Origin of the sequence: Okeania sp. SIO2C9 (assembly GCF_010672455.1) — a bacterium.
Classification (GTDB): domain Bacteria; phylum Cyanobacteriota; class Cyanobacteriia; order Cyanobacteriales; family Microcoleaceae; genus Okeania.
On sequence record NZ_JAAHGO010000127.1, the window covers coordinates 1 to 15,982 of the forward strand.

Sequence of the window (15,982 nt, forward strand, 5' to 3'; positions counted from 1 at the left end):
CTGCCAGAAATGCGAATAGCAGGGATTAGTGCAGAAGATACAAATTTCACCCTCGTTACTACTTGCCTGTGAGAACTATCGTATTATGTCGATAAATTGCGCAAATTGTTAACTAAGTCGAAACTCTTCAATTTAGAATAATTATTAGATTAAAAAATCGGATATTTTATAACCTACCAAAAGTTACTCACTTGATATCCTAGACTATTTAGCATAACTCTCAATAATGGTAGACTTAAACCAATTACATTAGTATGACAACCTTCTATTTTTTCAATAAATAAACCACCTTTGCCTTCTATGGCAAAACAACCAGCACATTTTAAAGGTTCCCCAGTCGCAATATAAGCTTCTATTTCCCGGTCGTTAACCAGAGCAAAATGAACTTTTGTCATTCTACAAATTACGAGAGTTTGATTTTTAACTAGATCAATTAAAGCATGACCTGTGTACAATTGACCAACTCGACCGCGCATTTTTTGCCATCGAGCGATCGCTTCTTGAGCATCAGCAGGTTTACCATAAATTTCGTCGTCAATAACTAATACTGAATCACATCCTAAAATTAAATTTGATTGTGTTTTAGATAAGTTTTCTTTGATTAGAGAATTAGCTATTGTTTCTGCTTTAGCTTGGGCTAATGTTTCTACCAATTTTCGAGGTTCTATTAATTTAACTGTTGATTCATCAAAGTTACTAGGCATAACTATAGGATGAATACCAATAGTTTGTAATAAGCGAAGTCTCGCTGATGATGACGAAGCTAATATGAACGTTGGAGTTTTCATATTTTCAAGCAAGCAAACAAATATTCCATAAAACATTGAGGTAGTGGTGCATTGTAATTTTTTCGGTAACGGTATAGCAAGCATTTCAGCCACCATTCACCATTACTATACAGGACTACCAACATTGATAATTTGTCAGGACTATAACCTATATTTAACGATCTTTTTTAAGATAGGAAAACTTAAAAAATTGCTAGTCCTGACTAATATAAAATTTTCTCACTAATATATAGAGAAAGAGTTAATAACTTGCTCAAACTTACCATGCACTTTTTGCCAACGTGCTTCAGTAGTTGAAATATTGATAGTAAAAAGTTTACCTCGACTAACTCCTACACTTGCTAAGTTATGACGCTTTCTCCCATCAGCTAATTGAACAGCATATTCCAATTTATAATATGTTTTAGCTTTATATTCTCGTGCCTCTGCACTTACTAATTCTGCTTCCCGACCAGAGTCTGTTGGTGCAATGGCATTTTTACTCAGTTTATATCCTACTTCAGTCGGAGTACCCAAGTCAGCCAAAGTTTGGTCTCCGACTACAGGACTAATAACCACACTAACATTCTCAGTGGCCTCAACTAAGTCATGAAATACTATATCTGGGCCGTCAGATACTTTGACTTCGAGCCAACCATTAGGATAAAGGAACTCATAACCATCAGTTGTATCCACGAAGCTTTGTAGTCCACCTCCAATAGAAACACAACCTGTTAGTATCAGAGCGATCGCTACTAAAAATAAGGCCAGAATTTTTTTTAACATTTTTTCTTCTTGGTATTCTATTTGGTATTCTATATAGTGAGAGTGAGGTTGAATGAAATTGTTCAGTCCCGACACTCAAGTACAATGTATTGTATGTATTGTCTCATTAAATCTTGATTAATTTAACAGGTTTGTGAATTTAATCAACTTCAAGAATTGATTTTTTTCAATCAGGATCCAGGGTAATTTCAGTTATCAGTTATCAGTTATCAGTTATCAGTACCTCTGCAATAAGGAGGCTTTACCGCAAAATTGTGGTTTAAAGCCTCCCCTTTTAAGGGGATAATAAAGAAAAATTTTCATGATTAGTCAATCCTCTTCTTTTTAAGGAGAGGTAATTATTAATTATTAATTATTAATTATTCATTGTTGAATACTCATCTTGATGATGGAGTAAAAAGTCTACCTTTAGATATAGCTTTATATCAAAAAGCAGATTCTTTACCTTGAGGAAAAAAAGACCCAGAATTTGTTAAGAAACCGGACTTAGCAATGTCTCTAGTTGACCAATGTTTGTAAGCGAGGACATCGGCTAAAAATTGTGTTAATTGATGGGGGATATGGTAACAATACATCATTCTTGAATCAACTAGAAAAAATAAATTTAACTTAAATTTAACTTATATAGGAGGATTAGCTAAAAATCGTTTGCGTAGCATTCCGTAGGAAAAAGTAATCATCAAAAAACAGGATAATATTAAAGAGGAAATTAGATTATACCAGTTAGCTGAAAGTATATACTCACAAGCATTCAACTTAGTTCAACTAAGCACAAAAAATGAATCACGAAGTTTGAGTAGCCACATTAGAAGTACAACTCTCTCCGATGTCAGGTCAAAAAACTATAGCTATCGTGATCAATGCTAAAAATTTTTCTGATGCCACTGAGATTAACTATTATATTACTAATATCGAAGACAAATATGTAACTCCAGAGGGGATATGTTCTACTTATTCTCAGAGAAATTGGGTGGAAGTTTTCTACAGGGAAGCCAAAGGATGGTTAGGGCTAAGAGAATATCAACTCACAGATCAAATCAGCTTAAAAAGGAATTTTATTTTAGTCTGATCGTGCTTATAAATTTATGATCTGGCATCAGTTAACTGGAGGTATAAGAAGGCGTTGGGCTAACAAACCGTTAAAGACTTTTAATGATACTTTAGAAGCCTGATCGTACAGCGATATCTTACCGTTTTATCAAGTGGTTAGATGAAAAAATCGACGTATTTATCGCTCATCAAGAGAGTTTGGGATTTGTTTGGGTTTGAAATTTGCTAAAGTCCCGGTAATGCACTCGTATTCAGCTTTTTAATGAATAAAGCAAGTATTTGCTTAACTTATACTACATTTTAAATAAAGAATTGAAGCACAAGAACAACGAGCTTAAATTGTCTACTAAAGGTAATAAAGCTGTTTGCGCAGCATTCCGTAGGAATAGCTGATAACTGACTGCTGAATACTGAATGCTTACTTATTAGCCAAATTTTCATTCCTCAATCTGCGGTCAAGATATTGCAAAATACCCACAGTAATTCCCACAGTTATTACCATTGATAACCAGAATATTTTCACCACAATTTGTGTTCGATCTAACACCCATCCTCCTAATAGTGGTCCGATTAAATATCCGATCGCCCAACACTGAGCATTAATTGCTAAATAAATACCACGCAAAGATTCTGGTGCTAAGTCCGCTACTAAAGCTGAGGCACAAGGAACATAAGAAATAATTGCAATAGCAAATAAACTTAAAGCTGAAGTAGTCAATAAAATATTACCTATTTCTACTATTCCAGCAATACCGATGACGATAAATCCTAATCCCCATAATATTGCTGAAATTATTAATGCTTGAGGATGGCTAAAATTTCGTAATTTTCTCGCAACTGGTAATTGAAATATAACAGTCAAAGCAGTATGTCCTGTAAATATAGAACTGATAATTAGTGGTGAAAAATTGCCGGAAACAAAATTGTTTAAATATAAAGGTATTGTGCTGTGAATTTGAGAAATGTAGAAAGTAAAAAAAACATTCACCATCACAAAAATAATTAGATTCCGATCGCTAAAAGCTAATAGCCAGCCATTAGTATTTTTTTTCCTCTTTGTTACAATTTTCAGCTTTAATTTAACTGGTTTATAAGTTTCTTTAACCGCTAAATATATAACTCCTGCAAAAATAAAAAATGAAATCGAATCAACTATAAATAATGCTCTATAAGCACCAGTAAAATTCACAACTATTCCACCAAAAATAATTCCCAACTGCAAACCAATATTATCTGCTAATCTGGTAATAGCATAAGCCTCTTTACGTTCGGTTGGTACTGCTAAATCTGCCACAATTGCTTCCATTGCCGGCCAATATAATCCTGTACCTAATCCTAGTAATAAATTACCCATCACTACAATATAAAAATGATTAGCTATTGCCATTATTACTGAAGCTAATGCCGAAATAATTAATGATAATAATAGAGTTATCCGACGACCAAAAAATTTAGAGTCACTGAAAGAATCTCCAAGAAAACGAGCAACGATGCCAGAAATTTGAGCGCGGCCTCAAGCAATACCAACTAAAGTTGTAGATAAACCAACTTGATTTACAAAAAAAATTGGTGCATAGAATAAAGTAAATCCTGTACCAATTTGAGATAATAATCTACCCATTGCCAGAATTAAAATTTGTCGGTCTAAGTTGGGAAATAATTGAGATAGATTAAACTTTGGCAATGACATGAAAATTATCGGACTTTTTAAAATAATTTAAGATACAGTTTAATCTTAATCTCTTTTCTGTGTTGCCGAAAGCTCTAAAAAATTAAGCATTAAGCATTCAGCTATTAGCTATTGATGAGAGAAGCAGGTTATTTCAGTTATCAGTTATTAGTTAGCCTACGATGGTCGAAATTTTTCTAGTTCATGCTACGCAAAAGTTAACTCACATCTTGCAATAAGGAGGTTTGAGATTAAGGAATATTCTCATTTGATATGGCGCAAGTTTCCTCACCATACCTCCACCGCTTTTTATCTCCTTAAAAGAGGAGGCTTTAAACCACAATTTTTCGGTAAAAATAATTGAAAAATTTAGAGATAATTAAAAGTTGCTGCCAAGATATGCTTCTTCAACTTTAGAAAAAATTATTCATTATTTGCACTCAGTACTGACTGCTCAGAGCTGTTTGCGCAACATTTTGCAGGAAATGCTTACCTAAAAATTAATATCTCATTGTAAGCATTCAGCTATTAGCGGTCATCTATCAGCTTTTTAATAGACATCTCCAGAAAAGAGTGGGTAGGAGGAAAGAATTGATAATTGCTGTGAGATAATTGATTTGATTTTTTATGATTGGAGATGTCTAATGAATGAAGCAAGCATTCGTTTAATTTCTACTACATTCTCAACCAGAGATTCGTACTCTGAAGCTTTGATAAAATTGATTTTTTCTCCTTTAAAGGTAATAAAGCTGATATAGCAATCAGGAATCAGATGTGAGAATTGAGATGTTCCTTTAAAGTATAGAGTATAGCAGTTATCTTACTCATATATATTGTTTTTTTCTTCTTCTCTATTGCCTGTTACCTGTTGCCTAAAAATCTCCAATATCTCACAACTAAAACCATATTACTATAGCTGATAACTGACTGCTGAATGCTTACTTAAAAGTTACTGCCAAGATATGCTCCTTCAACCTTAGAAAAAATTATTCATTCTTTGCTGTTTGCGTAGCATCCCGCAGGGAAGCGCTAACTTCTCAGAGCTGTTTGCACAGAATTATGCAGGAAATGCTTACCTAAAAATTAATATCTTATTAACTCAAAACTGTTGTAAGTTCAATAATGGTTCGACAGTTGTTAATATGTAATTTCGTAATAACTTTAAATAAATTTTTATGATTAATTATCTCAAAGGAAAAGTGGCTGATGTTCAAAGAGGTAGTGGTATTCGTGTAACTCTAATTTTAGAAGTTAATCAAGTAGGTTATGAGCTACAAATTCTGCCGAGGTTAACTCAAAATTTACAGCAAGAAGAAGAAATAAAAGTTTTTACTCACCAACAAATACGAGAAGAGCAAATGTTATTATATGGTTTTGGTACTTCTTCAGAAAGAGATTTATTTCGCCAGTTAGTAAGTGTTAGTGGTATCGGGACACAATTGGCGATCGCTTTGTTAAATACTTTAGAATTACCAGATTTAGTCCAAGCTATTGTTGGGGGAAATACTCGTGTCTTGGCCAAAACTCCAGGAGTAGGCCCGAAAACTGCAGAACGTATTGCTTTAGAATTAAAAAATAAATTGGCCGAGTGGCGACATGATGCTGGCTTAACTACATCAGTACCTGTGGGAGTTTTGCCCGCTATTCAAGAAGAAGTAGAAATGACTTTGTTAGCTTTGGGTTATACAGGTCCAGAGGTAATACAGGCATTGCAAGCTGTTAGTCAAGATGCTAAAATGTCCAAAAATACAAATCCAGAAGATTGGATCAGGGAAGCTATTAGTTGGTTGAGTCGTCCCACTCAACTTTGAAAAGCACATTCCGCACCATAAAATATAAGTCAAAAGTCAAAAGTCAAAAGTCAAAAGTAAGCGGAATGTGGGTCATACAGGAAAATACTATAGCGCTACGCGCAAGTCAGAAGTTAGAAATCATCCCTGACCAAAAAATAAGGTCAATAGCCTCCCCTTTCAAGGAGATGAAAAAAACAGGACTTACGCAAAATATCAGGTCAGACACCATCTGTAGGGGCAAACGGCCGTTTGCTTCGCATAACTATCGTTAACGCCCCTACTAGGTCTGGTGGTTCTGCTTGACATCCTCCCCGGCCTAAAGGCACGGGGATTCCTACTGAGCCGTAGCTCCTCGGCGGGTTGACGCTTCACAGGGTGCTGCTTCCTTGGCGGTAGTCTAACGCTTCCCTCCACGTCCGTTTAGAGTTTCCGAGTGCCCCTCGGCAACTAATAAAACTGTACCACATATTCAATTCACTTGCACATAAAATAAAAAGTCGCCCTACAAGGGCGAGGCTTTAAACCCAATTTTTCGGTAAGTCCTGAAAAAATCAAGTTCAATATTTCACCCAATACTTCAGACAGAGAGAGGTACTAATAATTGATAACTGATAACTGATAACTGAAATGCTCAAAGTTGGTCATTTATAAAATTCTGCGCCCTATTTGCGTAGTGCAATAGCAAGAGATTCAGACTCACTGCTAATTAAAATCTTATCTTCTTCCATATTGTCCAGAATAAGTATTTGATGATATAGTTAATGATTGTAGTAATTTTGAGAAAGATTAGTAGAAGTTAAATATATGGCTCTCAAACAACAACGTAAACAAGAAATTATTGGTGAATACCAAACCCATGAAACAGATACAGGTTCAGCAGATGTCCAAGTAGCTATGCTGACTGAAAAAATTAGCAAATTAAGCGCTCATTTAAAAAATAATAAGCAAGATTATTCATCCCAAAGAGGTCTATTAAAAATGATTGGTAGACGTAAGCGCTTATTAGCATATATCCAGAAACAAAGCCAAGAACGTTATAAAGCATTAATTACTCGCCTTGGTATTAGAGGTTAGAAGCTGACTTATGTCCTCAGAACCATCACGTCAACCTTTACCTTTTGAACCTGCTAAAAATCGTAAAAAGCAAGGTAAGAAATCATCTCCCTCACCCAAAACAAAAACAGTAGATGAGCAAAAGTCTTCTAATGTAAAAAATCAGCCGAAAAACATTAGTAATCAAAAACGCCAACAACCCAAAGAAGACAGTTCTATCCCAGAAGTAGTTAGTCGGCGGATGATAAGTCGTATGGTGTTATTCTCTGGTACACCTCTAATATTGTCTTTATTAACCTTTGTTATTAGCTACTTTATTATTACGAATGATATTTTGATACTACCAAACCAAGCAGTTTTGCTCGTTAGTATAGGCTTTTTTGGTTTAAGTGTTATTGGTTTGAGTTATGGTCTTTTTTCCGCTTCTTGGGATGAAGATAGAAAAGGTAGTTTATTGGGTTTGCAAGAACTAAAAACTAACTTTCAACGGGTTAAAGAAGCCAGGAAAGAAGCTAAATAAAAAAGCTAATTTCCATCTATGATTAATAGTTATAGAGATGAGAAAACGGGTGCATCTCAATGCATGAATAAAGCCAAAAATTTATCGCTTTTAGGCAACAGCTCATCTGGCAACAGGCAACAGGGAATATATAGGAAAAAAGGATTTTTGCAAATATTAAATATTGAGATGCACCCGAGAAAACCTCGTCTCTAGTATGATTTTAATCTTCCCAAAAAAATTATGGATTGAAACGCAAAAATATTATCTCCACAGAGCAAACTTGAAATTATATCGGATTTGTTAAGAAACAGGTAAAAGTCAAGCTTAACAAGGTATTGTCAAAATAACCGTAGTTTAACTCACATCTAACTTAACTGCAAAAGAAAAAATGATTATAGTAACAAAAATTGGTTCTCCAGAAGCCGAGATAGACCGTCTTTGTAATGACCTTAAAACTAATTGGGGTCTAACACCAGAAAAAATTGTTGGACGCTATAAAGTTGTCATAGGTTTAGTAGGAGATACTGCAGACCTAGATCCATTACAACTGCAAGAACTAAGTCCTTGGATCGAACAGGTAATGCGGGTTGAACGTCCTTATAAGCGAGCAAGTTTAGAATATCGCCATGGAGAAGCAAGTGAAGTAGTAGTATCTACTCCTGATGGACCTGTAACTTTTGGTCTTCATCACCCCTTAGTTGTAGTTGCAGGCCCTTGTTCGGTAGAAAATGAAGAGATGATTATAGAAACAGCCCAACGGGTAAAAGCTGCTGGTGCTAGGTTTTTGCGTGGAGGAGCTTATAAACCTCGTACCTCTCCTTACTCTTTTCAGGGACATGGTGAAAGTGCTTTAGGTCTACTAGCTGCAGCTAAAGAAAAAACTGGTCTGGGTATCATCACAGAAGTAATGGATGCTGCTGACTTACCAAAATTGATTGAAGTTGCTGATGTGGTACAAGTGGGTGCCCGTAATATGCAAAACTTCTCTCTATTAAAAAAGGTAGGTGCCCAAGACAAACCTGTACTTTTGAAGCGGGGAATGGCTGCCACTATTGAAGACTGGTTAATGGCTGCAGAGTATATTTTAGCTGCTGGAAATCCAAATGTAATTCTCTGTGAGCGGGGTATTCGTACATTTGACCGTCAGTATGCTCGTAATACCCTGGACCTCTCAGCAATACCAGTGTTGCGATCGCTGACTCATTTACCAATTATGATTGACCCTAGTCATGGTACTGGTCGGGCTGAATATGTACCGGCAATGGCAATGGCTGCTATTGCAGCAGGGACAGATTCTCTGATGATTGAAGTCCATCCAGACCCAGCAAAAGCTCTATCTGATGGCCCTCAGTCTCTGACACCTGAAAAATTTGATCGGTTAATGCAGGAAATGGCAGTAATTGGCAAAACAGTAAATCGGTGGCCACAAGAAGAGCCTGTTTTAGTATAGTAGTAGAGTTTTTTTCAAAAGTTGGTCAGATAGCACTTCAGCACTTCAGCATTCAGCTTTCAGCTTTCAGCGTGCTAAAAGCTTGGGTTGAAATACTCGACTTCTAGCTTGTATTTTAATTTTAGGATGGGTTGCGTATCCTCTTCGTGCTAAAGAAAGCTGAGTGCTAAATATCGATGGACTGTTTCGCAGCATTCCGTAGGAAATGCTTATTTCATTAATGGATAATTACATCTCCTTAAAAGGGAGAGGATTGATCCTTAAGGAAAAAATTTATTCTCTTGGTCGATTTGGATATGGCGTAGGTTTCCTCGCCATCCCACCCTTCGGAATGTTCCGAAGATCGACCGCTTTTTTTCCTTTGAAAGGGGAGACTAATAAAGCTGAATTATTTAATTGGGGCTTGCTGATTAAATCTCAAAGTCTTTACACATAAAGGTTTGAAGATTTTTAGGTATCAAAAAGTTCTAGCTTTTAGGTAGTTCCGGTTCAATTTAGGAGCGTATTTTGGGTAGATTATGGCAGAAAAATTAAGGGACGATTCTTCCAACTACCTCCTCTATAATTCCCTGTTCCTCCTGTTTGCGGAGCATTCCGTAGGAAATTCACCGATTCTGACTCGGTCTTCCTACTCTTACCACTCATACTTTTTCAGCAAACCCTAATTATTAATTATTAATTATTAATTATTAATTATTAATTATTCGGTAATATCTATAAATTTTGATGATTTTGTTGAGAAATAATACATTCAACCTGATGCTCAACATTATCCAGTAACTTCTGTAAAGTTAACAAGCTATCTAGTTGAAATGGAGCTAGATGTTGACGACAATAAATTTGATTGATTTTTATCTGTAGTTGTTTGCCTAATTTCAAGGTATCTTGACTCAATGAGGAGAGCTTTTGTTGTTGGTAAAATTTTAAAGCAGCTCCTCTTAATACCTGTAGTGTTGCTTCTTCTCCATAAGATCCTGGCATCACTCTCAAACGCAATAGTAAATGATTATTTTGATAAATTCTTTCAATCTCTACTTGCCGAGGTTTTTTAATGGGAATTGAACTCATTTTTGTCAGAATTTTAAGCTCGTTAATAACACCTTCAATTTTTTCTCGTTCTAAGTTTTCAACTACAGATTTTAGAACTCCATCTTGACTCCACAAAATTTTTCCTTGTGATTGTTGTTGCTCAAAATAAAGTCTACCAATTCCTGACTCTAAAACTCTTACCATTAATTCTCTTAATAACTTTTGAGGCTCTAAATTAGCTATAGTTTCTAAAGAGATAGATTGTTGAGATTTAGGTATAAATAATTCTAGAATATCACATAAATGATTTTGTGATAAATTTTGAATTTCAGGTTGAAGTTTTTTTTGCTGTGAATCCTGGTAGTTTTTAATGAAAAACTCTTTATTTGTTATCTTCTTTTTATCAGAAAATTGCTGATTTTCTCCTTTTTTAGTAGTCTGATTATTCTTTGCTAATTTAGGTTGAGAATAACTAGAAGTTACAGATTTTTGATGACCAATATAGTTTAAATAAGATGATAATATTGACCTCTGAGTTTCAGAGGAAATTTCTTCCATTACCAGTGAACAATTTAAATAAGATAATAATCGGCGAGCATAATTTATAGCAGAAGAATCTTTGATGTCAACTACACCAAGTCTAACTCGACTACCTTCTAAAGATAGAGGTAAAATTTGATAATGTAGACAAGCTTCAAATGGTAATATATTGTCAATTAAAGCAAATATCTGGGGATGATCCATTTGCTTTTCCCCATTATTTTTGTTGTATGCGGGCATTATTGAGTTGTTAGTTTGAAACTAATAAATAGAAATCATCTATTTAACGATCAGGATTAAAATAGGCAACAACCGTCTTCACTAGAGCTATTGAAGCTGAGTTAATAGAAAAATGGTAATAATAAAGCAGTTACCATATATATTGGTGTAGTTTTACCATCTGCAAAAGATTTCTAAAAAAATTACACTAAATGTGCCAATTACATAGTCCAAGTATCTAAAAACTTCAATACTTGATACGCTACTTATTAAGACTATATTATCCTAAAAATTACCGAAAAGCGACGTTGAAGGGAGTCGTTTAGACTAGACAACTTTAGTTGTCCTGTGCTATTTATATCAACAAAAAGTAAGCAGAACGCTAGGCATTGGCCTTAGCCTACTGTGTAGGGGCACTTTGACTTGTCCCCAAAGAATATATCTTTGGTCAGCTAAGAATAGACGAAGTAACACGGATTTATCCTGTTCCGTAGTATCTACTTAGAATCCCTGTGACTTGAGTCCGGGGAGTAGTCAAAGACTCAATTAATATTTGAATAATCTTGGTTAAATTATCCTAGCTACAATCTTAGTCTTGATGGGGGCTAAGAACTATTTCGTAAGGATTGAGCAGATAAGTATAGTTTCGTCCATTCACTAACAACTTGGTTAATTCTCAAGTTTAAGTGTTTAGCAATTTCCTCTACACTGGCACCTGATTTTAAGCCTTCAATTAAATGACGTTGTTGAGGATTAAGATTTTGCCAATATTCTTGCCATTGATGAGAAGTCAAACCTAAGCCATGCTCATTCAGAGAAATCTCTAACCAACTAGCTACTAATTCTGGTTGTTGTTTAACTGCAAAAACACGAATTGCATGATAACTGACCTTTTCTCGTAACCTATATACTTGTCTGATAGGCATATCTAAAGCTTGAGCAATTTCTTCTTGAGTATTGCCTCGAAGATAAAGCTTTAACCATTCTGCTGCCTTGGAATCAACTTTTTCCACCAAATATTTCTCAAATTCCTCCTGGACTTTAGAGCGGAGCAAATGTTGTTGCTCCATTTCTTCAGTATCTTGATACCCTGAAGTCACTACAGCATCCAGCAAACTGACTCGGTCTTCCGTATCACCAGGACTAATATCTTCCGAGATTAATTTCACCCATTCTTTTACAGGTACTTGAGTTAGGCCACCTCTTTGAGTTCGACGTAGATAATTAACAAATCTATATACCAGCAATGGCTGATTACGAATCGGTCTAATACAATATTCTTCTACACTGGCTAATAATAGAGAGTTGCGGAGATTGGGATTTTTTGTACATTCACTGATTTTGGCCATTTGCTGCTGGAGGTAGCGATCGCTATTGAGCATCTCTTGGATCACTTCCTGTAGGACGTCAATTACACTTCGTTGGCGATCGCGACTGGTATTTACCCATGCTCGTATTTTTTGTCGCAGCATGACTAGGCCACTCAAGCGCTGCATTAAGTTTCGATAAGCTCGCTCTGGGGGAATGTCCAAATATCTTTGTTTTAGAATTCGATAAAGAAACTCTCTGCCTTTAGATGCCATTTGCTTTTGAGTAGGAGTCAGCTCGTCTAAGCGACTAGGATTATTCCCCAATAGCCAGCAAATAATACTATTGTGGATATCTGAGCTATGGTTTGGGTAGTCTTCCTGAAGTTTGGTTTTCCACTCTTGTTCCAGTGCTTGAGCCAAAGTCATGAGATTTTTAATTGTATATATTTAATTCTAGCTTTTGCCAGAATCTACCTCTGCCACATTCTACCAAAAGCTATATTTTCAGTCATTCTAGCAATATTTCTGACTACTGATTTAATATGCACTTTGACATCCTCTCCGGCCTAAAGGCGCGGAGATTCCTACCGAGCCGAAGCTCCTCGGCGGGTTGACGTCTCACGGGCTGTTGCTACTTTGGCAGTAGTCTTACGCTTGCCTCCACGTCCGTTTAGTGTCTCGGACTGCCCGCCCGCGACTAATATATTTATTGCTGCATTCTCGTCTCTATCATGTTTTGCACCACAGTTTAGACACTCCCATTCTCGCACCTGAAGGTCTAATTTTCCACCTTTAAACCCACAGCATGAGCATACTTGGGATGTTGGCTCCCAACGACTAATGACTCTAAAATCACGACCATATTTTTCTGCTTTTCCTTCTAGGAATGTTCTGAAAGTTCTCCAACCTAAATCTGATATTGCTCTGGATAATTTACGGTTCTTAATCATACCAGAAACGTTTAAATCTTCTAAAACAACTGTTTGGTTTTCACGAATTATTTTAGTAGATAATTTATGCAGAAAATCTGTCCTTGTATCTTTCAGTTTACCATGGAACTTAGCCACTCTAGCCCGTGCTTTTTCATACCTTTTAGACCCCTTAGTTTTCTTAGATAATGACTTACTTAACTTTCGGTACTTTTTAATACGTTTTTTCAATGGTTTAGGAGCATCAACCTTCGTACCATCGCTAAATGTAGCAAAGGTTTTAATACCTAAATCTATACCTACTGAATTATCAGTTTTAGGTAAGATTTCCGGTTGTATTTCTACTACAAAACTCAGAAAATACCTGTTAGCTGAATCTTTAATTACTGTTACGGAGCTAGGCTCACTAGGCAACTCTCTTGACCAAATAGTTTTCAGCCTTCCAATCTTAGCTAAATAAACTTTATGCTGGCTAACTTTAAACCCACCTTTTGTAAACCTAGCAGTTTGCTTTGACTTTCTACTTTTAAATTTAGGAGGTCTAACAGGTCTACCTTTTCTCTTGCCTTGAGTTGATTTAAAAAAGTTTTGATAAGCCTGGTTTAAATCATTCAATGATTGCTGCAATGGTATGTTAGAAACCTCTGACAACCATTCTCTTTCTTCAGTCTTTTTAGCTTTAGTAATAAAAAGCTTTTGTAGTTCTGATAAGTCAGATTTCTTTTCTCCTGATTTATACCTCTGTTGGCAGTAAGCTAGACTATCATTCCAAACCACACGGACACAGCCAAATAGCTTGGCTAATCGGTATTTTTGTCCCAGCGTTGGATAGATACGATACTTAAATCTAGCTTTCATAATTTGACTCTTCAACTAACAACAAGGTAACTAATTTTTTTCAAAAAATCAACTAAAAAGTCGCCCTAGAAGGGCGAGGCTTGAGACCCATTTTTTCGGTCAAAAAAGTGTTTGGATCAGAGTGGAGCGATCGCTCATCAGTTATAATTGTCCTTTTTTCTTCCGCATACCACAAATTTGTCAATTTATCAAACTGCGGAAAAGTTAGGATAGAAAAATTTGTCATTTCTGGTTTAGGAAAACAAGACTATTTGTCTCTAAAACAACGAAATAATCGGTATTTGCAGCGTTCAAATTCTCTTCAGCAATACTTACCCTTGGATTTTTCTACGATTTATAGTATCACACAACGGAGGAAAACGGCTAAAAGTCTTGAAACTTCGTTAGCTGTATCAGAAAAATTTTCTCCTTTTTTGTCATAAAATCCTGACAAAATTAAAAATATTCAAAGAAAAATACTAGAAGTTATAAGTAAAAGTTAAGTTTTCAACTGATTTTGAGATATAGAAGATTTTGAAGGGTTGGCGGAGTAAGTGCGGCAGCTATATCGCTTTATTAAGAGGTAAGCGTTCAGCGGTCAGCAGTCAGCTATCAGCTATGAGTTTCATTATCTTGGAAGAAGGAATTAGCTAAATGCTAATAGTTGTTTGCGCAGCATTCCGCAGGAAATGCTTACCAAAAGACATGGTTGATTAATGGATAATGGATAATTACCTTTCCCTTTTAGGTAGAGGATTGACCAATATGGATAATTATTGCTCTACTGATTAAATTTCAAAGCCTTTATCTGTAAATATTTGAGGATTTTTAGAGTGAAAAAAGGTGCAAGGTTTTCGGTCTAAAAAGCTAAAAAAGTTAGAATTCTGAGTAGATAAGGATAGAAAAATCAAGGGATATTTCTTCCTCCTAACTCCTCTAAATTCTGATAAATTCTGAATTCTGTTTGCGGAGCATTCCGTAGGAAATTCTAAATTCTGAATTCTATCTAACTCTTCTAAATTCTGATAAATTCTTAATTCGAAATTCTTAATTCTATTCTCCTGTCTCCTACCCTCACCCATAAGACTTCCATAAGCAAACCCCAAATAGTTATGGAAAATCAATATTTATATTTGTAGGTATTATGTGAGCGTAAAAATATTTTATGAAATTATGACTTCTCCTAAAATAAATAAGCAGAATCAGATACCACAAAATGTTCAAGAAAAAATACAGATAGCTAAGGATAAAAAACTTAAGGAGTTAGATTTAAGTAATAATATTTTCGGTATAGATGATGAAATATTAACTGAAATTATTACTAACATTTTGGAATTAGAACTGCTAGAACTAGAAATATTAAATTTGAGTGGTAATAAATTAACAACATTACCGGAATCAATCAGTAAACTCACCAACTTAAAAGTGCTTTATTTAAGAAGTAATCAATTAACAAAATTACCGGAATCAATCAGTAAACTCACCAACTTAACTAAGCTTGATTTAAGAAGTAATCAATTAACAACGTTACCAGAATCAATCAGTAAACTCACCAACTTAAAAGTGCTTTATTTAAGAAGTAATCAATTAACAAAATCACCGGAATCAATCAGTAAACTCACCAACTTAATAGTGCTTTATTTAAGAAGTAATCAATTAACAAAATTACCGGAATCAATCAGTAAACTCACCAACTTAATAGTGCTTTATTTAAGAAGTAGTCAATTAACAACATTGCCGGAATCAATCACTAAACTCACCAACTTAACAAGGCTTGATTTAAGTGGTAATCCCTTAGAAACTCCACCAATAGAAATTGTTGTACAAGGAATAACAGCAATTACAGAATATTTCCAACAAATAAAAGAAGAAGGAACAGATTATCTCTATGAAGCAAAATTACTAATTATTGGAGAAGGTAGCGCTGGTAAAACTACTCTAGCTAATAAAATTCAAAACCCAGACTATCAACTACAAGATGAAGATTCCACAAAAGGAATTGAAGTTTATCAGTGGAATTCTCCTACAACAAATCAACATAACTTTCA

15 protein-coding genes are annotated in these 15,982 nt (G+C 35.2%); 8 read left to right on the plus strand and 7 right to left on the minus strand.

Going from position 1 to position 15,982, the window contains the following annotated elements; translation table 11 throughout:
* Window positions 1-173: 173 nt before the first annotated feature.
* Window positions 174-788: a nucleoside triphosphate pyrophosphatase gene (locus F6K23_RS38055; protein WP_293166037.1), complete on the minus strand. Its 615-nt coding sequence runs from the start codon at window positions 786-788 to the stop codon at window positions 174-176.
* 222 nt (window positions 789-1,010) lie between these two features.
* Complete coding sequence (gene psbP / locus F6K23_RS38060) at window positions 1,011-1,553, minus strand: photosystem II reaction center PsbP (protein ID WP_293166039.1); 543 nt, start codon at window positions 1,551-1,553, stop codon at window positions 1,011-1,013.
* 826 nt (window positions 1,554-2,379) lie between these two features.
* On the opposite strand from psbP, the gene F6K23_RS38065 reads away from it, so the two are divergent.
* A complete protein-coding gene (locus F6K23_RS38065) occupies window positions 2,380-2,622 on the plus strand; it encodes a transposase (RefSeq protein ID WP_293166041.1) in 243 nt (80 codons plus the stop codon).
* Window positions 2,623-3,021: 399 nt separating this feature from the next.
* Here F6K23_RS38065 and F6K23_RS38070 read toward each other — a convergent pair whose 3' ends face one another.
* Together F6K23_RS38070 and F6K23_RS42575 are read right to left on the minus strand one after the other, a co-directional pair.
* A complete protein-coding gene (locus F6K23_RS38070) occupies window positions 3,022-4,104 on the minus strand; it encodes an MFS transporter (RefSeq protein WP_367267946.1) in 1,083 nt (360 codons plus the stop codon).
* Window positions 4,105-4,116: 12 nt separating this feature from the next.
* Window positions 4,117-4,293 (minus strand): hypothetical protein, encoded by a 177-nt coding sequence (locus F6K23_RS42575; RefSeq protein ID WP_367267945.1) that lies wholly within the window; start codon window positions 4,291-4,293, stop codon window positions 4,117-4,119.
* Between the two features lie 1,154 nt (window positions 4,294-5,447).
* On the opposite strand from F6K23_RS42575, the gene ruvA reads away from it, so the two are divergent.
* The 5 genes from ruvA (at window position 5,448) to aroF (ending at window position 9,070) form a co-directional block, all read left to right on the plus strand.
* Window positions 5,448-6,083: a Holliday junction branch migration protein RuvA gene (gene ruvA, locus F6K23_RS38075; protein WP_293166042.1), complete on the plus strand. Its 636-nt coding sequence runs from the start codon at window positions 5,448-5,450 to the stop codon at window positions 6,081-6,083.
* A 786-nt stretch (window positions 6,084-6,869) separates the two neighbouring features.
* Complete coding sequence (rpsO, locus tag F6K23_RS38080; RefSeq protein WP_293166043.1) at window positions 6,870-7,139, plus strand: 30S ribosomal protein S15; 270 nt, start codon at window positions 6,870-6,872, stop codon at window positions 7,137-7,139.
* Window positions 7,140-7,149: 10 nt separating this feature from the next.
* Entirely contained in the window at window positions 7,150-7,638 is a 489-nt protein-coding gene (locus tag F6K23_RS38085; RefSeq protein ID WP_293166044.1) for a PAM68 family protein, read from the plus strand.
* A gap of 18 nt (window positions 7,639-7,656) precedes the next feature.
* Entirely contained in the window at window positions 7,657-7,833 is a 177-nt protein-coding gene (locus F6K23_RS38090; RefSeq protein ID WP_293166045.1) for a hypothetical protein, read from the plus strand.
* 175 nt (window positions 7,834-8,008) lie between these two features.
* A complete protein-coding gene (gene aroF, locus F6K23_RS38095) occupies window positions 8,009-9,070 on the plus strand; it encodes a 3-deoxy-7-phosphoheptulonate synthase (RefSeq protein WP_293166046.1) in 1,062 nt (353 codons plus the stop codon).
* A 714-nt stretch (window positions 9,071-9,784) separates the two neighbouring features.
* Here aroF and F6K23_RS38100 read toward each other — a convergent pair.
* The 3 genes from F6K23_RS38100 to F6K23_RS38110 form a co-directional block, all read right to left on the minus strand.
* Entirely contained in the window at window positions 9,785-10,843 is a 1,059-nt protein-coding gene (locus F6K23_RS38100) for a hypothetical protein (RefSeq protein ID WP_293166047.1), read from the minus strand.
* A 620-nt stretch (window positions 10,844-11,463) separates the two neighbouring features.
* Window positions 11,464-12,594: a HetZ-related protein 2 gene (locus tag F6K23_RS38105; protein ID WP_293166049.1), complete on the minus strand. Its 1,131-nt coding sequence runs from the start codon at window positions 12,592-12,594 to the stop codon at window positions 11,464-11,466.
* A 158-nt stretch (window positions 12,595-12,752) separates the two neighbouring features.
* On the minus strand, window positions 12,753-13,955 hold the full coding sequence (locus F6K23_RS38110) for an RNA-guided endonuclease TnpB family protein (RefSeq protein ID WP_293166051.1): 1,203 nt from the start codon (window positions 13,953-13,955) through the stop codon (window positions 12,753-12,755).
* A 107-nt stretch (window positions 13,956-14,062) separates the two neighbouring features.
* On the opposite strand from F6K23_RS38110, the gene F6K23_RS38115 reads away from it, so the two are divergent.
* Both F6K23_RS38115 and F6K23_RS38120 read left to right on the plus strand, forming a co-directional pair.
* Window positions 14,063-14,377 carry a hypothetical protein gene (locus F6K23_RS38115; RefSeq protein WP_293166053.1) on the plus strand — a complete coding sequence of 105 codons (315 nt, stop codon included), beginning with the start codon at window positions 14,063-14,065 and terminating at the stop codon, window positions 14,375-14,377.
* A 730-nt stretch (window positions 14,378-15,107) separates the two neighbouring features.
* Window positions 15,108-15,982, plus strand: an 875-nt coding sequence (locus F6K23_RS38120) for a leucine-rich repeat domain-containing protein (RefSeq protein ID WP_293166055.1), incomplete at its 3' end; no start/stop codon positions are given.